This is a genomic window from Gloeocapsopsis sp. IPPAS B-1203, assembly GCF_002749975.1.
In the GTDB taxonomy this organism is placed as follows: Bacteria; Cyanobacteriota; Cyanobacteriia; order Cyanobacteriales; family Chroococcidiopsidaceae; genus Gloeocapsopsis.
The window spans coordinates 115,938-134,836 of record NZ_PEIG01000015.1 but is presented as its reverse complement, the minus strand read 5'-3'; the positions used below and the strand labels follow the sequence as shown (position 1 = coordinate 134,836).

The following is an 18,899-nucleotide window of genomic DNA, read 5'->3' as shown; positions in this document are numbered from 1 at the left end:
CGCGATTTACCTAAGGATGCTGTGCTGACTTATGATGATGTTGAACTTCCTCATGGTCGTCTTTGCGATCAACTCCGCCGCGAACAAGATGCTCACTTCGCTTCTCGTCTTCCTCTCGGTGTTGGTTGAAACCCAGAAATTAAAGCAAGCACTGATTATTAAATCCCACGAGACTTTATCGAGGGATTTATTTATTCTTAACCAACACTTGAAACTTTAGGCTATTGGAATTTTATTACTTTTGTGACTAAACAAATATTACTAAGATTACTATTTCATGCTGAATGAGGTTGGTTTACTGAGTAAACTAGCTTAACACTCATAAACAATGAACAAAGACAACTTGATTGCATGAGTTTAGGTTTTGTTTGAACAAAATAAAGTATTATCAGTCAAAAGAGTTATTGCTATACGTAAAAATACATAGAATACTCTGGGGTATTTGACATTGCTTTACACTTTCATTACAAAAGCCCCATTTTCTACAAAGAAATCATGGAGAAGGTATTGAAAAGTATCAGGGTTTTCAACATTCACATAATATAAATAATAGAGAACATAATTTAATCATGCTGTACGCAATTGAAGTATTTGCTCATTTCTCAAAAAACCGTCCAAAATATATCTACACAAATTAGCAATACAAAAATTGTCTATACATAAAAAGAGCTATATTTTAAAACAGATTTGATTTAGCTCTAAAAATATTTGTTAATGGAAAAATATAAGACTGTTTAGGAGCAGCAAAGGGGTTTTCAATGAATAAAAACATATCATCGCATTCTTTCTCAAAATCAACAAACAAAAATAATCGCTGGACATATTATTTATTAATAGCTTTGCTAGCAAATGCGGCTATTTGGGGTTCTGCATTGCTATTTGTTAAACTAAAAAAACCTGTATACACTAGTACTTCTACAGCTACATTACCAGAAACAAAATCAGCGGCTAATGTTAATCTACCTAATATTGGGCAAGCTTATTACGAAAACTCTTCACCTTATGCCAACAGTTCTATTCAAGATCCTAGAGAAACATACAAGATTATTGCTGAAAGTGAAGCAGTTTTAGAAGCAGCGGCTAGCCAAATTAATATGCCTGTACAAGAATTTGGCAAGCCTCGAGTTAGGATTGTGCTGAATACAACTCTCATGAATTTTGACTTTAAAGGAGCAACACCAGAAGAAGCTAGAAATAAGTCTTTGGCATTTCATCAAGCATTTCAGGCTAGACTAAACCAGCTGAGAGTAAAAGAAATTGCTCAACAAGAGATAGGCTTCCAAAATACTCTTGATTCTGCAAAGCAAAAGCTACAGGATGCACAACAATCACTCTCCGCATTTAAAGCTAACTCAGGATTAGTATCTAATGAGCAACTGAGAGATCTTTCTGCTAATATTGAACAATTAAGAAGACAAAAAGCAGAAGTTTCGGCTCAACAACAGCAGATTAGTTCTCGAGTAAACCAATTATCAGCAAATCTGAATGTATCTTCTCAGCAAGCTGCTGATGCTTTTGCATTACAGTCTGACCAAATATTTCAGCAAAATTTAAAAGATTATAGTGATGCTAGTACCACTTTAACTCAGTTAAATGCAAGGTTTTTACCGGATCATCCTACTGTAGTTGAACAACAGGCAAGGCAAGACGCATCTCGAGAAGCTTTCTTATCTCGGAGTCAAAATCTGTTAGGGCGTTCCGTTGATGAGCCGACAATACAACAATATGCGCTCAGTCAGGCTAATTCTCAATCAGCTCGAGAAGCACTCTTTCAAGGGTTAGTCGCATCTCAAGCTGATCAACAAGGGCTGAAAGCTCAAGCGCAAGAAATAGATAGACAAATTACATTACTTGAAAGTAGGCTTAAAAATTTAGCACAAAATGAGTCTACGTTAGATGCTCTTAAACGAGATGTGCAAATCGCAGAAGCAGTGTTTTCTTCTACTTTAACTAAGTTTGATATTAGCAGAGCTAATGCATTTGGTTCTTATCCTCTCATCCAAATGCTTTCAGAACCTACTCTTGCAGCAACTCCAAATACACCAAAACCAGAGTTAATTTTGTTAGGTGCAGCACTATGCTCTCTATTTATTAATACTGGTATAGCATTACTCTACTTACGTCAACCTAAAAACAAAGCATTTAAAAGAGAACTAGAAACACTTGAACTGCAACAACCTGTTCTCAGCTTTAATGAGAGTAATATGAGCAACCCTTTTCAATAAATTTAGTGTTTCTACTTATAGGATAGGGTACACAATGATTAGAAATAGGGACAGATAAATAGTAATTAAGGAGCTTAATAAATTTCAATAGATATCAAAAAACTATTTTTTGTTCACTTGAATATTAGTTGGGGACATGAAGAAAAGCAAACAATACATAATTCTTTTCTTATTAAGCTATCTTTTTGTTATTGGAACAATACTTATTAGCTTCAATACCAGTTCTTCGGCAGTGATGAATAATTCTTGGCTTCATGTAGATGGTATTAATATTAAAGATAGTTCCAATAATAAAGTTGTTTTACGAGGTGTATCACTTCCAGATTTAGCTCACTACGATTATAGAAATCAAACTGGAAAATCACCTGTTGAACTGATTGATCTACTAACAGACAAAAATAAAGGTTGGCACTCTAAGGTAATCAGATTACCCGTATATCCTATTTGGGATTCAGGTTATAATTCCCAACCACAAAAATATTACAAAGACTATATAAAGCCAGCTATAGAAAAGTGTGTAGAAAAACAAATCTATTGCATCATAGATTGGCATTACATTGATAATCCTAATAACGTCGATGCTGAAACACGAGCATTTTGGACTGACATTGCACCCAAATTTAAAAACTATCCTAATGTACTATTTGAGGTTTTCAACGAAAACTCGACTGATATGAGTTGGGCAGCCTGGAAAAATACTGTTCAACCCTGGGTCAATCTTATTCGTTCTTATGCTCCTAATAACTTAATTTTAGTAGGAGCACCACATTATGCTCAACATTTATATGATGCGCCTAATAATCCGATTCAAGGTAAAAATATTGTTTATGTAGCGCACCTTTATCCTGGACTTGATAGGTCATTGTGGGATAAATGGATATTTAATGTGGCTGATAAAATCCCTCTATTTATTACAGAATGGGGATTTCGTAATGGTGCTGATTATCCTACAAGTGGAACTAGAACGAATTTTGGCGTTCCTTTAATGAAAAATCTAGAGAAATACAATCTTAGTTGGACTTGTTGGGTTGCTGACCATTCTTGGCAACCAGAAATGTTTGATAAAGATTGGAACTTATTAGTAGGAGAAAACTACATGGGTGGTTTTGTTAAAGATTATCTCTTTGACAAAAGATAAATAATTTTCAATTTCAAGCTTTTTGAGTTAATTGTGGATAGGAAGATAAAAATGAAACCACTCAACTTTGAAGAAAGCTTAGTTTGGTACACAATCATTGGTACATATGGCTTATATCTCTTTGGTGCTCAGCCTATTGTCATACCTATAGTAGCTTGGATATTAGTAGCTTATCTTGGCAAAAAAGTTTGGCAGCAGTCAAAAGAAAATACAGTTAGAGAAATAACAATTTCTTCAACTACATGGTTATGGATGATTTCGATGTGCATAATTGTGGTTGCCATAATCATCGGTAATCTTGATTTTAATGTTGATACTGTTAGATTAATGAAGTCTGTTTTTAAGTGGACTAGGGAACATGCTCTCTGGGGTTTATTACCTTTAGTTGCTTGTCTTAACATTAGACCGAAATTAATTTACAGAGCTGTTTGTATCCTTTGTGCTCAAAGTTTAATTGTTATTCCAATTTGTTATTTGGCATACTTACTACGTCTCCCCACTAGTACTTTATATGTTTCTCCTTTGGCTAAAGTTGGAGGTAATTCTCCAGATCTTTATAGTGTAGTATTGTATTTTTTAGACTACGATAGTAATCAAGTCCGTCTAGCTTTATTTTCTCCTTGGGCACCAAATTTAGCACTGATATCACTAATTTACTTTTTTATTGCTCGCCAAGAAACAAATAAAAAGTGGCGTAGAATTGGGATGATAGGCGCCCTTGCTATGGTTTTGGTTTCGGTATCACGAGCAGCAATTTTATCTTTTCCAGTGATTTTATTGCTTACTTGGCTTTTAACAAACTTTACTCGTCCTGGAATATATTTTGCTACAGGCATAGGAAGTTTTTTGCTAAGTATTTTCTCGACTCAAATAACTAATTTTATTAGTAGTCTTACTGAACAAGTGCATGGTGCTAGAGCAACTTCTTCTGAAGCTCGAATAAACTTGATTAAGTTATCTCTAGATAAATGGTGGAATGAAGCACCTATTTGGGGTCATGGATATACTGAACCCATAGGTCCAGCAATCGTATACTTCTTGCCAGTTGGAACGTCTGGATGTGGTACTTGGGTAAACTTACTTTACACTAAGGGTTTAGTTGGTTTTATGGCGTTTGCTGTGCCATTTTTATGGAGTCTTATATACTTAATAATTCAAGCACAGAGAAGTGCGATCGCTAAAACAGGATTGAGTATAATTTTAGTTTTCTTCTTCTTCTCATTTACGGAAGAACTTGACCTTTTAGCATATCTTTACTGGCCTGGTTTGTTGATGTTAGGTATTGCTTTAAGAGCAGAAACTCAATCAGTATCTACTCTTTTTAGATTCAAAAACACTTTATTAGAAAGCTAATTAGAGTTCTCTATAAAAAATAGATGGTTAAAGGTAAAAATCAAAATGAGCAAAGTTTCTGTCATTATTCCAGTTTACAATGTAGAAAGATATATTGCTGATACTATAAACACAGTTCTTCAGCAAACTTACACGAATTTTGAAATACTCATTGTTGATGATGGTTCTCCTGATAAAAGTATAGATATTTGTCAGAAGTTTGCAGATCCTAGAATTAGAATTATTCGTCAAGAGAACCGAGGAGTAGCAGCTGCTAGAAATACAGGGATTCGTTACTCTCAAGGAGACTATTTAGCTTTCTTGGATGCAGATGATTTATGGTTGCCAAATAAACTAGAAAAACATATTGAACATCTAGAATCTTCACCAGATGTTGGAGTCAGCTTTAGTCGCTCTGCTTTTATTGATGAAGAAGGAAATCCATTAAAGCTGTACCAAATGTCCAAGCTTAAAGATATTACTCCATTAGATTTACTGTGTCGTACACCAATTGGCAATGGTTCGGCTGCAGTTTTTAGAAGAGAAGTCTTTGCAGAAATTAAGTTTAAAGACAATCTTTACGGAACGACAGAAGATTTTTATTTTAACGAGGATAGAAACCTACATCCATCAGAAGATGTTGAATGCTGGTTACGAATTGCCATCCAGACGAAATGGAAAATGGAAGGAGTTGCAGCACCACTGACACTCTATCGAGTAAATCCTCACGGATTTTCAGCGCAAATCTTGAAAAAACTTAGATCTTGGGAAACGTTGTTAAATAAAGCTCAAGCTTATACACCTGTAAAAGATATGCATCAATGGAAAGCTCCAGCAATGGCATATCAATTACGGCATTTGGCTAGAAGAGCAGTAACTTTAGAAGCAAAAGCAACAGCAATGGAGTTAGCACATAAAGCTTTATTTACATACTGGCAGATTCTTATTGAAGAACCACATCGTACACTATTGACTTTAGCTGCTGCTTACTCGCTATTTCTATTCCCTAAGTCTCTACATTCGTTGATCAAAAGCGTAGCTATAAAATTTGTCGGAGCAACACAAAACCGTACCCTAACAATAGAAGGATATCAACAATCAGTATAATTATTTGCTTATTGCAATAAAAGATATCTAAGTTGACCCATAACAAGATTGCTCGAAATACATTAAGGGTCAACTTTAGAACCAAACAATCTCATTTTCTTGATTCTATTTATTTATAAAATTCTAGTTTGATAAAAATTTCAGTTAGGAATCTATTTTATCTACTTACTTTATTTTTGGATACAAAGGGCATCCTGAGATTTATTCTTAGACACTACATAATATAAAAAGCTACCTTTGTGAACTAATTTAATAATATCATTACTCTGATTAAAGTTTAATGAAGAGAATTTGAAGAAGTACCAATACACATAGATTTATCCAGGATGTATCTTAAGATTTAATTAAATCTCTTCTTACTTCAGTAAAAACCCCAAACTGAAAAACTAAAGTTTGCATGCAATGAAAAAGATATCATCTCCATAGGATTTTTTATAAAATTTAGGCTGAAGGCAAAAAATGACAATTAGTATTAGAAAAGCAAGACTAGTAGCTAATAAATTAAAATGGAAATTATCTAGTCAATTTGTACGCAATATGGGTTGGTTAGGCGGAGCAGAACTAGTCAATCGTGTTTTTCGTTTAGTTACTACTATTACTTTAGCTCGTCTACTGAACTCCTATGAATATGGACTTATTGCAATCATTCTAATTACACATGACTTTGCTGGTACATTTTGCTCTGCCATTGATGCCAAGATTATTCAAGCACCAGATAAAGATCTCAAAGTTTTATGTGATACAGCATATTGGATGAACTGGATATTATTTGTACTGCTCTTTATCCTCCAATGTGCAGTAGCTTTTCCTCTAGCGTGGTTTTACAAAGACAATAATATAGTTTTACCTGTTTGCTTTATAGCTTTAAGTTATCTGTTACTACCAATTGGAGCTGTACAATCTTCATTAATTAGAAGAGAAAACAGACTTAATATTACAGCATTAATTAATGTTCTTCAGGGAATTGCTCTTAATGTTGCAACTATTGCTTTGGCTTTCTTGGGATTTGGAATTTGGTCAGTTATATTACCTTTTGGATTAGCAACTCCAATTTGGCTTGTTATTAACCTAATGAATCATTCTTGGAGACCAAAAAAATCTTTTACTCTTTACAAGTGGCAGGAAGTAGCAGGTTATTCAGTAAATATTATAGTAGTTGAATTTTTAAATAAACTGAGAGCGAACCTAGATTATTTAATAGTAGGAAAGTTTCTAGGTTTTAATGAACTAGGATTATACTACTTTGCCTTTAATGCGGGGCTAGGAATTAGCATGAACGTATTGAATGTCATTGTTTCTTCTTTATTCCCTCATCTGTGTGCTGCTCGCACTAATTTAAGTCAACTGAAATCGACATATTTTAGTAGTATAAAAACAATTGCTTTTATCGTTATTCCACTAGTTTTACTTCAATCAAGTTTAGCTCCTTTTTACGTACCAATTATCTTTGGACAGAAATGGATTCCTGCAATTCCTATCTTAGTACTTATATGTCTTTCAGCTATGTCGCGACCGTTTGCAGAAGCAGCTAAGCTTTTACTTCTAACTATTGATAAAAGTCGGATAGCTCTCGCTTGGAATTTAATTTTTACTCTAATCTTTGCTGTAAGCTTACTTGTAGCTGTGCAGTGGGGAGTTTTAGCAGTAGCTGCAGCAGTGTTAATTACTCATATTGTGTTATTACCTTTGTTTACTCTTTGGACTGGTAAATACGTTTTTGGTAGCAGTTCTCACAACATGACTATAAGTTCGTAACTTTAAACCAAAAGTCAAGGTGGTTTTTGGATTTTAGTAGAACATTCGTTTGATTGTGTTGATTAATTTTTGCCGGAGAAAGACAATGAATAATATAGACAGAGTATCAAGTTCTCCAGTACTTGGAACTAATAATTGTCCTAAAATTGAAGTATCAGAAGAACAAAATAGACCACTTTGGTCTGTGATGATTCCAACTTATAATCGCACTAAGTATCTAGAGCAAACCCTCAAAAGTATACTAAATCAAGCACCTGCACCAGAGTTTATGCAGATCGAAGTTGTAGACAATTGTTCCACACAAACAGATGTGGAAGCACTTGTTCAAGATATTGGTCAGGGTAGAATTTCTTTTTATCGACAACCTTACAATGTTGGCTTAACAGCTAACCTAACAGCTTGTATTCAGCGATCGCGCGGTCATTTGGTTCATATCTTACACGATGATGACGTCGTTTTACCTGGATTTTATCAGCGTTTACAGGAAGCGTTTGAGCAAGAACCTACAATCGGAGCAGCATTTTGTCGATACGCTAATGTAGATGAAGATGATCGCCCTGTTTATATTCCTAAATTAGAGCAAGTTACAGCTGGTGTTATTTCTCACTGGATAGCACGGATTGCAGTAGAACCACTCATTCAACCTCCAGCACTTGTTGTTAAACGTAGCGTATATGAAAAGTTAGGTGGGTTTCATCCAGAACTTCGTTACACCTGCGATTGGGAAATGTGTAAGCGAATTGCTGCATACTATCCAGTATGGTACGAACCGCAAGTGTTAGCACACTATCGACTACATTCTGCTTCTACTACTTCTAATGTCATTAAGTCTGGAGCAAACGTTGCAGATAGACGCAAAGCAATTGAAATTTCTCGCGCTTATTTACCTGACACCCTTGCAGATAAGTTATCGCACAAAGCAGAAGAAGTATCTGCAATTAATACATTAGGTGCTGCACGTCGGGCACTGAGCAGAGGTGATACTGCTACTACAATAGTTCAAATTAAAGAAGCTCTTAAGTGTAGTTCTTCGCTAAAAATTGTTGGAATACTGACTCTTGTCCCCATTTTAGCTGGAATTGAGCGCATGAAGCAATATGGGTATAAGCGAGCTTACTAAAACTAAGAAGCACTAATGCACAACAAATCTGCAATGCAAGTTTATTGATAGTTATATTTGTGTATTAAATTTTACATCAGCTAAAATGATGAAACTGAGTGTTATTATCCCTTGTTTTAATGCAGCTGATACCATTGCTGTTCAACTCGAAGCGCTTGCCAATCAATCTTGGCATGAGCAATGGGAAATTATTGTTTGCAACAACAACTCAACTGATAATACTGTAGCGATCGTAAATGAATACACAGACAAGATTCCTCATCTCCGTCTGATCCATGCACTAGCGCGACAAGGACCATCATATGCTCGTAATATGGGCATATTAGCTGCAAGAGGTGAGGCTTTTGCTTTCTGCGATGCTGACGATGAGGTTGCTCCTGGTTGGGTAACAGCGATGGGAGAAGCACTGAATCTTCATGAACTTGTTGCTGGCGTTCTTGATTATACAAAACTCAATACTGCTTGGCAAAGAAGGAATCATCAACAGCAATCAGGATTGATGTATCTAAAACATTCTCCATATCTTCCGTTTGCTGGTAGTTGCAATCTTGGTTTTAAACGCTCGCTATATCAAGCCATCGGTGGTTTTGATGAGTCTTTTCTTTATGTAGAAGATGCCGAGTATTGTTGGAGAGCACAACTTGCAGGAGCCAAAATTCATTTAGAACCAAGTGCGATCGTGCATTACCGTTTTCGTAATTCTTTGTTTAGCAGTTATAGTCAAGCGTTGAAATGGTCAAAGGCTTACTTACCGCTTCGCCAAAAATATGGTGGTTCATTGAGCATATTTTCCACCTTGAAATTATATTTGGGCGGTTGGAAGTATTTAACCTTAGCTATTCTACAAGTCCGCAGTCGAGGTGACTTTGCTGAATTCTTATGGCAACTCGGGTGGAAGATTGGAGAATTGCAAGGAGCTATAAGTATGTTGTCATTGTTACAACTACCTAAAATATTGTGTGTATAAATTTATACATTTGTTAAATACTTATTATGCGATCGCTGTTCAATGAATGCAATCATGTCTGCAATAAAATATCAAGCTTGAATGAACTTAAAAAATTACTTTGTCATTAAATCTACATTGAATTACTAAATCATTTTCATTTCATAGCTCATATCTAAGAAATATCAAAATATAGCAATTCAAAGCAATCATTAACATCTTTAAAGCTGAGCTTTTTCTTGGCTTTAGTCTTTTTGGTTAAGTTAAATAGTTTTGACTTCAAACAGTATGGTTAATATTTTTGGTTTTTAGCCTATATTTACTTACTACTATCTTCTGAAAAGTGTACTCTACAGCATAAAAAGCTTTGCAGAAGATGTATATTGCCATCTTAACCAAGATTTAACACCTAAAAATAGGTTTCTTAGTCAGGTACACAAGTCCTTAAGTTTAAGAGATATTCATAAACTAAAGCTTCATTAAGATTTTACAATAACTTTATATAATTTTATCCTGAAAATAGTTGTTTATATTGAAGATCAGTATTATTATGTAGATGAATACAACAAAACAAATACAGTATTATATTTGATATATTTATAGACTTATTTGTTTGCAAAAAAGATTGATCGAGTTTAGTGGTAAATGCTGAGTTATGAGCATAAACATTAAACTGTCAAGTAGTTCTTAGGATATCTTCCCGTCGTGAAAACAGTACTAGACACTAGAAACTGGTTACAAGAAAACCGATATCGAAATCGGGGAAGTATCTACTTGTTTGCTCCAATGGTGGACTTCAATGTGATGTCTGAAGTAGGTGATACTCCACCCTAAGTTGGGTGTGGCAAACTATAAAACATTGTTGAGATTAATAAACCTCAGTTTATGAATTGAGGCAAATTATACTGAGCTTTATAAAAGCGCTAAGCTAATATTTTCAAAAATCATTGTGCTGAATTCTAAGCTAAGGTTGTAGTTTTTAGAGATATTGGCTTAGTCACAGCAGTGAAAATTGATTGAGCTTAGAAATTTAGCTTCAGCTTCTCAGCTACAAAGCAATTTTTTGCTAAAGATATTGCGATCGCACAAGGTTTGAATACCTTTGATTCGACTTATTTTTGCTGGCTTAAAGAGAGTAGTCTCTCTGAGAAATAATGGAGAACGAGTTAACTATGAATACCAAGACAAGCAGCTCAAAAAAGCAATTATTTTTATCTGAGCGTCACATCAATTCTTTATGGTCGCGTGTCCAAGAAACTGCAATCTTTCTACTAGTAGGTTGGATTCCAAAACTTCCAGGTTCTCTATTAAGACAGCTCATATACCGCCCTATCATGAAGCGAATGGGAAGATCTGTGTATATCGAGTTTGGAGTAGAATTCTTTGGTGCTGAGCATATAAACATGGGTAATGAAGTTAAGATTCTCCGTGATGTTCGTCTAACAGCAAGAGGACAAAATAGTCAAATTCTGTTAGGCGATCGCGTCTGTATTGAGCGTGGTGTCAATATCAGTGTTGTTCCTACCGAAGGAAACTGCCATATTGAAGTTGGCGAGCGTACAGTTATTGGCGCTTATAGCTGTATTGCTGGTCCTGGTAATATCAAAATTGGCAAATGCTGTTTAATTGCCTCACACGTCGGAATCTATGCTAATAATCATATTTTTGCCGATCCATCTCGTTATATTTGGGATCAAGGAGTAACTCGTAAGGGAATTGTCATTGAAGATGATTGTTGGTTAGGTAATGGAGTAACAGTCCTTGATGGCGTTACCATCGGTCAAGGTAGCATTATTGGAGCAGGGGCTGTTGTCACTAAGAATGTTCCTCCTTATTCAATCGCAGTGGGTGTTCCTGCAAAAGTAGTTACGCGTAGAGGAGAACAAAAGTTACTAGCAAGAAGTTAAGGCATTATTTCAGTAGGTAGATTCAATTCAATGTTTATAATTTTGGGTTAACGTCTACTTACTTCTTTATCTTAAAGTTAGAGCTTACTTAAATAAAACTAATAAATCTCCTTCACAAAAAAGGAGATTTATTAATTGACAAATAAAATTATGTTTTTAAAGTTAAACAACTCTTTCATCTATACTGGTGGTAGGAAGATTATCTAACTTGAATTTTTGTTTTAAGACTAACCAAAAAAATGGTAAATCTTCTAATAAATATCTTCTCCAAAGACGCTGAGGTTCCACTAATAATCTATATAGCCATTCCAAACCAGCCTCACTCATCCATTTTGGCGCTCTTTTCACATTTCCTGCCTCAAAATCAATTGTGGCTCCTACAGCTAGAAATATTTTTATATTTGGTAATCTGTTTTTATATTTTATAATCCATTTTTCTTGCTTTGGTGCTCCAACACCCACTGCTAAAACTGATGCACCAGACTGATTAATCATGTCTATAAGTTCTATACACTCTTGTTCATTCTTTTCAAATCCGAAAGAAGGAGAGTGAGCACCTATCACTATATTTCTACCAATTTTACTATTAATTCTTTTAGCAGCTCGCTGTGCTACTCCTTGCTTACCTCCCAAAAGAAAAATTTTAATATCAGGATTGTTTCTGTGATAGGTATAAAACGCTGGGAAAAAATCTGAACCAGAAATTTTTTCTTTAATAGGAGTTCCTAGAAACCTTGAAGCATAAACCAAAATTTGGCTATCACAAACTTTATAATCAGCTTGCAAATAAGTTTGTAAAAACTCACGGTCGTACTGTAGCTTGACCATGTGATCTACATTGGGTGTAAATACAACACCCGATTTAAGATTTTTCAATAGCTCTAATTTAGATAAGTTATTAAGTGAAATATTGAGTATTCTTACTAGTTTCATTGTTTTGCTTCTAGAAAATAATAAATGAGAAGTTTCTCTCAGACCGAGCTTTAGCTCTCCGAAAAAAGGCAATAGATAATTACCTGAATCCTGCATTCAGTACATTTTTCTCGGACAGCAATGGAGATTTGATATTCTTACAACGACAACGCCTATGCTTTTTAAAGCACAAACATTTTTGCGTTACTGAATTTACAGTAAATTTACGTACAACTGATATCTATTAGTACAACAGACACTAAACAGCTTAATTTTTATTTTCGGTATATGCGGAAGTTTTCTGTAAAGGTTTATACGATCTTTAAAATGCAAGAAGTTTAGATGAAATTTACGTAAAAACAACAAGACTTACGAAAACAAAGCTACAGTAAATTTACGTAAACAAAGTTTAGAAGGACATGTTTTTAGCATGTAGACAGATTGTAGAAGTAAGGTAGGGTAAACCGAATTGTCACGGGGGGCAATTTCTCTGTTAGAGATTACGGCGATCGCACTTGATCTGCCTTTATGATCCTGAATGAAGAACCGATAAAGTAAATCATCATGCTGGAACAAGGCACGATCAGTATTCATACTGAGAACATCTTCCCAATTATTAAGAAATCACTTTACTCCGACCACGAAATATTCTTACGAGAACTCGTGTCCAACGCTGTAGATGCCATACAGAAGCTTAAAATGGTATCCCGCGCTGGAGAGTACACTGGCGATGTTGGTGAACCAGAAATTCAGCTTGCAATCGATAAAGATAAAAAAACCCTCTCGATCAGCGATAATGGTATTGGCATGACTGCTGAGGAAGTGAAGAAGTACATTAACCAAGTCGCCTTCTCAAGCGCCGAGGAATTTATTCAAAAGTATCAAGGAAAATCTGACCAACCGATTATCGGGCACTTTGGACTAGGGTTTTACTCCTCATTTATGGTGGCGCAAAAAGTCGAGATTGACACGCTATCCTATAAAGAAGGTGCAACTGCTGTACATTGGTCGTGTGATGGTTCGCCAGAATTTCGTTTAGAAGATTCACCCCGCACACAACGCGGAACTACAATTACGCTGACTCTGCAAGAAGAAGAACAAGAATATCTCGAACCAGCGCGGATCAAGCAGTTAGTGAAAACCTACTGCGACTTTATGCCAGTTCCAATTAAACTGGATGATGAGATTCTTAATCGTCAAAAAGCACCGTGGCGCGAATCTCCTAACAGTTTAACGAAGGAAGATTATCTAGAGTTCTACCGCTACCTCTATCCTTTTCAAGAAGAACCACTCATCTGGGTACATCTCAACACTGATTATCCCTTCATTCTCAATGGAATCCTGTATTTCCCGAAGCTGAAGCCAGATGTCGATGTGACACAAGGACAGATTAAGTTATTCTGCAACCAAGTGTTTGTCAGCGATCATTGCGAAGAGATTATTCCCAAGTTTTTACTACCAATGCGGGGTGTGATTGATAGCACTGATATTCCGCTGAATGTGTCACGGAGTGCGCTGCAAATGGATCGCACGGTACGCAGAATCGCAGATTATATTTCACGCAAAGTGGGCGATCGCCTCAAGGAACTTTACCGCGACAACAAAGAAGAATACATCAAGGCTTGGCAAGATATCGGCACTTTTGTCAAATTTGGTGCACTCAATGACGAGAAGTTTAAAAAACAAATAGAAGATATCATCATCTATCGCACAACTAACGAGGCGAAAGGTAGTGATACACCAAGCGTTGAGGTGCAGTCGCAAGAAGGCGATGTCTGGCAAGATGTCACTCCCCAAGAATCAGAAGCGACAACACTTCCATATACCACGTTGAAAGAATATCTTGAGCGCAATCAACAGCGACACGAAAATCGGGTTTATTACTGCACCGATCAAGTCACCCAAGCGACCTATGTAGAATTGCACAAAAATCAGGGTTTAGAAGTCCTATTTATGGACTCATTCATCGATACCCACTTTATTACATTCCTCGAACGCGAATATCCTGATGTCAAGTTTTCACGAGTAGACTCTGACTTGGACGAAACGTTGCTAGATCAAGACAAAGCTGCAGATATTGTCGATCCTAAGACAAATAAAACTCGCAGCGAATTGATCAAAGAACTCTTTCAACAAGCCCTCAACAAACCTAAACTCAATATTCGCACCGAAGCACTCAAGTCAGACGATCCGCAGGGGACACCGCCAGCAATGGTATTGTTGCCAGAATTTATGCGCCGCATTCAAGAGATGAACGCATTTATGCAGCAGCAAACTGCCCAGTTTCCTGAGGAACACATTCTGCTTGTGAATACCGCGCACCCACTGATTCAAAATCTGGTGAGTTTAAACCAAGGTAGTATTCTGCAAGGAGATACTTCGTCTCCTTCAGCAGAGTTAGCAAATATGATTTGTCATCACGTCTACGATTTAGCGCTGATGGCACAAAAAGGATTTGACGCTGAAGGTATGAAAGCTTTTGTCGAACGCTCTAATCAAGTATTGACAAAACTGACTGAACGTGCAGCAAAGAGTTAGGTAAATCTAGCTTAATTATAGTTGATAGCCCGCATTGACGGGCTTTTTTTTATGACTAGCTTGGCGACTAAAGTCGCGGCTTCACACTTCACACACATAGACGCGTAGCGGCTTCCCGCAGGGTAGTCCACCTGCGTGGACTAATAAGAGTAACATCGGTACTAGTCAAGGTGCTATTTCAATCGTTAGCATTCACGGGATTTGAGATGAGCGATCGCACTTCCAGCACACTCATTTCGGTAATGCAGATACAATAAGAGATTGCACGTCAATTCACACATGGAGATAAACTATGTCACGCAAATGTCAGCTAACAGGAAAAAAAGCAAATAATGCTTACGCAATTTCGCACTCGCACCGTCGGACTAAAAAACTACAACAAGCAAACTTGCAGTGGAAACGAGTATGGTGGGCACAAGGAAATCGTTGGGTAAGACTGCTACTTTCTACTAAAGCAATCAAGACTTTAGAACACAAAGGTTTAGAAGCAATGGCTAAAGAAGCAGGAATCAATTTGAATCGTTATTAATGCGTACTTTTGGGGGCATTATTGCCCCAGTAGTTCAAAACAAGTGTTAAGTTACTGCTGTGCTACCCGTCTAACTGCCTCTAAATCGATACCAAGCCGCTCTGTAATTTGCTCTACAGTCATCCCTGCTTCTAATAATAAGGGAACTGCGGCTAGCTTACCCTCTTGGCGACCCCGTTCAAGTCCTTGCTCAAGTCCTTGTTCCAGCCCTTCTTCTAAAGCTTCTTGATAGACTCTAGTTTGCTTTAATTCGCTTAATCCCAGCATTTGTTCGACCTCCTCGCTAGTTAATTCTGGGAACTTGTAAATGATGACTGTTTCTACTAATTCTAGATTTTTTTGCTGTTCAGTGGCATCGGTGAGTTCTCGCTGAGCTTTCTCAATTATCTGTCTTGCTGTTTCAGGTGCAGCATCTTCTTTAACACCGATAAGTTGTAGCAAGCCTAACCCAAAAGAGATGTCAGCAACTTCTCCTCTAAGTTGATCTAGGTATATGCGTTGCAAACGTGGGCTACTGGCAAAATCTTGGTAGTGTATTGGTAAGCCTGGATCTAAACGACGTCTGGTAAAAATTAAGATACCTCGCCAATCATTTGCTGGTCGGTAGTCATTGAGATAAAGGAAAATCTCACTAAAGAAACTAGGATAAAGATCGCCGTTTAAATCTCGATAGCCTTGAAACTCGACAAAGTATATAGGCAAATCAGTAGCATAGGGAGGCGGAAGTAAAATGCCATCAATGCGAAAACTTGTTTGCTTCACTTCTTGAGACAAAAAGCTATAAGTAGATGCTCTTGGTGACAAGTTATCAATAAGTTCAAACAGAATCGTTGGATAGATCTGAAAAAGTTGGTAGAACAGGCTATCGGTACGCAATGTTTATTAGCTGATATAGTCAAATTAAAGACTATTGTAAACTAAGAGCGATCGCCCCAAAAATCCTGTTGCAGTCTCTGTTTTTCCCTCAAGTTATCAGCATTGAAAGAAGATTTTATGATTACTCTTAAACTTCCGCTAACTGATGAAGAATTCATGCGTATTGCATCTGAAAACGAGGAGTGGCGCTTTGAAAGCACGAAGGATGGAGAATTAGTTATTACGCCACCTACTGGAGGGAATACAGGTAGACGTAACAGTAAAATAACAACTCAGTTAGAGCTTTGGAACAGTGCTAGCAATTTAGGCGAAACATTTGATTCTTCTACAATGTTTGTTTTACCAAATGGTGCGCGACGTTCTCCTGATGCGGCTTGGATAAAGAGCGATCGCTGGAATACTCTTACTCTTGAACAACAAGATAAATTTCCGCCACTTTGCCCAGATTTTGTGATCGAACTTCGTTCTCCCTCAGATAACATTGAGGAATTACAACAAAAGATGCAAGAATACCTTGAGAATGGTGCAGTATTAGGTTGGTTAATTGACCCAAAAACACGACGAGTAGAAGTTTATCGTTATGGACGTAATAAAGAAACATTAGAATCGCCTGTAACACTTTCTGGTGAAGAGGTATTACCAGGGTTTGTATTAAACTTGCAAGCGATTTATTAAAGAGTTTAAATATTGTGGCGATCGCTCTTATTTAGTTTTAGCTTACTCGACTAAATTCTTAATAGTGAATTCAACAAGTGTATGAAAATCAAAGCAATTATTCATCCTGCAGAAGAAGGTGGCTATTGGGCAGAGGTTCCCGCACTTCCTGGTTGTATTACTGAAGGAGACACAATAGAGGAAGTGATGAGTAACTTAAAGGATGCGATTGAAGGGTGGCTTGATGTTGCTAACAGTCGTAATCCAATTGAATCAACTGCTCAAGTTGTCGAAATTGCTATATGAATCTATTTCTGGCAAGCAGCTGTGCAAGATTGTGGAACAAAAAGGTTGGGTTGTACGAAGAATCACTGGTAGCCATCACATCTACGAAAATCCTGAATCAGAGCAAATTTTATCAATTCCTGTTCATCGTAACCAAGATTTGAAAATAGGAACTTTGAAAGCTTTAATGAAAATCGCTCAGCTATCTGAGGAAGATTTGCTCTGACTGTAGACTCGCGCAGAGAGCTATCACAGTTCATTGTAGCCGACTATCGAGAAGTTATCCGCTAATACTAAACCATGACACTACTAATTCGTTTGAGTACCTGTAGCACGTCATAGAGCTTATTCTGTCGTAACAGAAACAGCGAGAAAGTATCAGAAAAATCATACTGTGGTTGTTCTTGTTTGAGTAGTTTGATGAACATGAATAAATCGCCATCTGTCACCATGCCATATGAAGGCTTTTCTGGGTTAGGATTGCCCATCATATAAGTTAGTGCTTGGGGTATCGCTGCTGTCATAGATATTGAGCGTTCTGATTCGACTATAAGTACCCAGAGACTTTGTTGAATGACTAATGTATCAATGCGACTTCGCAGAATTTCATCTCGATCCTCTAAGGCAATTTCTACTTATGGTTCAGTTGAAATAAAGAAGGGTTCATCATAAAAGCCCGCTAATTCAAGTAAAGGTGATATTAGTAAAAGATTAACAGTACCTTCTGCTAGTTCGCCACGATCTCTGTGCCGTAAGAATCGACTTTTTAGTTTATCTAATGTCGCTTTTTCTTCATCTGTAAGTTCAGGTAAGTCCTGAAACCATTCTGTAAAGAATTGAGTACTTTTAGTTGGAACCAAGTTAAACTTTTCTCGTAACTGAGCCAATGTAGATATATTTTTAGAAATTGCTATAGTTTGAACCATAAGTTTGCATTGTTTATATTGCAGGTAATATAATCATTTTTTGGCATTAAATTGCCTAAGTGCTAAAGGATTTTGTTTGAGTAGAGCTACACAAATATTTGTATCTAACAACACGGATTCTTGCCTTAGTCATCAATCGCTTCTATTGCTCTACCCTGATAAGCATGACGTTTGCTGTCAATCTCAGCAAATATCTCATCAAGAGTCGGTTGATTTTTCCATGCTCCGAATATTTGATTGAGTTTTGTTAATCGTTCCTGCACACTCAAGGGTTGCCCCATTGCAACCTCCACGGTTATTTCTACTCCATCAGGAATATTAATTTCTTCTAACAGTTCAATGCTTTTACCACGCTTGATTCCTTTAACTTTCAATGTGATGCCTCCATTATGACTTGAACACGAGCTACACATACTATACCTAATAAAAGTTGCCAATAAGCTAAACTATTAAGGTAGGTAAACAAAGCGATCGCTATCGTGTGAGATAGTACAATTGCAACATTTTAAGAAGAAATACAACGGGCGATCGCATTTCTTAAATTGAATATTAACGTAACAGAATGCTGTTGTTCTAGATAGCAAAAAATCACCAAAAGACTTTCTCTATGAATTATAAATGCCCTACGACTGAAGTCGGGGCTACTCAT

At 36.7% G+C, this 18,899-nt stretch carries 20 protein-coding genes; 14 read left to right on the top strand and 6 right to left on the bottom strand.

Annotated elements, in window-relative coordinates; translation table 11 throughout:
* Nucleotides 1–758: 758 nt before the first annotated feature.
* The 9 genes from CSQ79_RS22235 (at nucleotide 759) to CSQ79_RS22200 (ending at nucleotide 11,530) form a co-directional block, all read left to right on the top strand.
* Complete coding sequence (locus CSQ79_RS22235) at nucleotides 759–2,225, top strand: GumC family protein (protein ID WP_099703307.1); 1,467 nt, start codon at nucleotides 759–761, stop codon at nucleotides 2,223–2,225.
* A gap of 136 nt (nucleotides 2,226–2,361) precedes the next feature.
* Nucleotides 2,362–3,363 carry a glycoside hydrolase family 5 protein gene (locus CSQ79_RS22230; RefSeq protein WP_099703306.1) on the top strand — a complete coding sequence of 334 codons (1,002 nt, stop codon included), beginning with the start codon at nucleotides 2,362–2,364 and terminating at the stop codon, nucleotides 3,361–3,363.
* Between the two features lie 51 nt (nucleotides 3,364–3,414).
* A complete protein-coding gene (locus CSQ79_RS22225; protein WP_099703305.1) occupies nucleotides 3,415–4,716 on the top strand; it encodes an O-antigen ligase family protein in 1,302 nt (433 codons plus the stop codon).
* 45 nt (nucleotides 4,717–4,761) lie between these two features.
* Entirely contained in the window at nucleotides 4,762–5,802 is a 1,041-nt protein-coding gene (locus CSQ79_RS22220) for a glycosyltransferase family 2 protein (protein ID WP_099703304.1), read from the top strand.
* 459 nt (nucleotides 5,803–6,261) lie between these two features.
* Entirely contained in the window at nucleotides 6,262–7,557 is a 1,296-nt protein-coding gene (locus CSQ79_RS22215) for a lipopolysaccharide biosynthesis protein (RefSeq protein ID WP_099703303.1), read from the top strand.
* A gap of 85 nt (nucleotides 7,558–7,642) precedes the next feature.
* Entirely contained in the window at nucleotides 7,643–8,677 is a 1,035-nt protein-coding gene (locus CSQ79_RS22210) for a glycosyltransferase family 2 protein (protein WP_099703302.1), read from the top strand.
* Nucleotides 8,678–8,762: 85 nt separating this feature from the next.
* Nucleotides 8,763–9,644: a glycosyltransferase family 2 protein gene (locus CSQ79_RS22205; protein WP_289501429.1), complete on the top strand. Its 882-nt coding sequence runs from the start codon at nucleotides 8,763–8,765 to the stop codon at nucleotides 9,642–9,644.
* A gap of 684 nt (nucleotides 9,645–10,328) precedes the next feature.
* Entirely contained in the window at nucleotides 10,329–10,457 is a 129-nt protein-coding gene (locus CSQ79_RS28345; RefSeq protein WP_265576249.1) for a hypothetical protein, read from the top strand.
* Nucleotides 10,458–10,795: 338 nt separating this feature from the next.
* A complete protein-coding gene (locus CSQ79_RS22200) occupies nucleotides 10,796–11,530 on the top strand; it encodes an acyltransferase (protein ID WP_099703300.1) in 735 nt (244 codons plus the stop codon).
* Nucleotides 11,531–11,692: 162 nt separating this feature from the next.
* On the opposite strand, the gene CSQ79_RS22195 is transcribed toward CSQ79_RS22200, so the two are convergent.
* Nucleotides 11,693–12,463 carry a WecB/TagA/CpsF family glycosyltransferase gene (locus tag CSQ79_RS22195; RefSeq protein WP_099703315.1) on the bottom strand — a complete coding sequence of 257 codons (771 nt, stop codon included), beginning with the start codon at nucleotides 12,461–12,463 and terminating at the stop codon, nucleotides 11,693–11,695.
* A gap of 543 nt (nucleotides 12,464–13,006) precedes the next feature.
* On the opposite strand from CSQ79_RS22195, the gene htpG reads away from it, so the two are divergent.
* Both htpG and rpmB read left to right on the top strand, forming a co-directional pair.
* The gene (gene htpG / locus CSQ79_RS22190; protein ID WP_099703299.1) at nucleotides 13,007–14,980 is read left to right on the top strand and encodes a molecular chaperone HtpG; all 1,974 of its coding nucleotides are present in this window, start codon (nucleotides 13,007–13,009) and stop codon (nucleotides 14,978–14,980) included.
* A 292-nt stretch (nucleotides 14,981–15,272) separates the two neighbouring features.
* A complete protein-coding gene (gene rpmB, locus CSQ79_RS22185; RefSeq protein WP_099703298.1) occupies nucleotides 15,273–15,509 on the top strand; it encodes a 50S ribosomal protein L28 in 237 nt (78 codons plus the stop codon).
* A 51-nt stretch (nucleotides 15,510–15,560) separates the two neighbouring features.
* Here the strand turns inward: rpmB and CSQ79_RS22180 are convergent, their stop codons facing one another.
* A complete protein-coding gene (locus tag CSQ79_RS22180) occupies nucleotides 15,561–16,385 on the bottom strand; it encodes an Rpn family recombination-promoting nuclease/putative transposase (protein WP_099703297.1) in 825 nt (274 codons plus the stop codon).
* Nucleotides 16,386–16,502: 117 nt separating this feature from the next.
* Between CSQ79_RS22180 and CSQ79_RS22175 the strand changes: the two genes are divergently transcribed.
* From CSQ79_RS22175 to CSQ79_RS22165, 3 genes are all read left to right on the top strand, one after another.
* Nucleotides 16,503–17,060, top strand: coding sequence for a Uma2 family endonuclease (locus CSQ79_RS22175; RefSeq protein WP_099703296.1), 558 nt, complete (start codon nucleotides 16,503–16,505; stop codon nucleotides 17,058–17,060).
* An 81-nt stretch (nucleotides 17,061–17,141) separates the two neighbouring features.
* Nucleotides 17,142–17,345, top strand: coding sequence for a type II toxin-antitoxin system HicB family antitoxin (locus CSQ79_RS22170; protein WP_099703295.1), 204 nt, complete (start codon nucleotides 17,142–17,144; stop codon nucleotides 17,343–17,345).
* Entirely contained in the window at nucleotides 17,335–17,550 is a 216-nt protein-coding gene (locus CSQ79_RS22165) for a type II toxin-antitoxin system HicA family toxin (RefSeq protein ID WP_502693956.1), read from the top strand. The genes CSQ79_RS22170 and CSQ79_RS22165 overlap by 11 nt, the downstream gene beginning before the upstream one ends.
* 67 nt (nucleotides 17,551–17,617) lie before the next feature.
* On the opposite strand, the gene CSQ79_RS28340 is transcribed toward CSQ79_RS22165, so the two are convergent.
* From CSQ79_RS28340 to CSQ79_RS28330, 4 genes are all read right to left on the bottom strand, one after another.
* Entirely contained in the window at nucleotides 17,618–17,848 is a 231-nt protein-coding gene (locus CSQ79_RS28340) for a hypothetical protein (protein WP_289501427.1), read from the bottom strand.
* Between the two features lie 111 nt (nucleotides 17,849–17,959).
* Nucleotides 17,960–18,250 (bottom strand): hypothetical protein, encoded by a 291-nt coding sequence (locus CSQ79_RS28335; RefSeq protein ID WP_289501426.1) that lies wholly within the window; start codon nucleotides 18,248–18,250, stop codon nucleotides 17,960–17,962.
* A 125-nt stretch (nucleotides 18,251–18,375) separates the two neighbouring features.
* On the bottom strand, nucleotides 18,376–18,624 hold the full coding sequence (locus CSQ79_RS22150; RefSeq protein ID WP_099703314.1) for a hypothetical protein: 249 nt from the start codon (nucleotides 18,622–18,624) through the stop codon (nucleotides 18,376–18,378).
* A gap of 131 nt (nucleotides 18,625–18,755) precedes the next feature.
* The gene (locus CSQ79_RS28330; RefSeq protein ID WP_289501425.1) at nucleotides 18,756–18,899 is read right to left on the bottom strand and encodes a hypothetical protein; all 144 of its coding nucleotides are present in this window, start codon (nucleotides 18,897–18,899) and stop codon (nucleotides 18,756–18,758) included.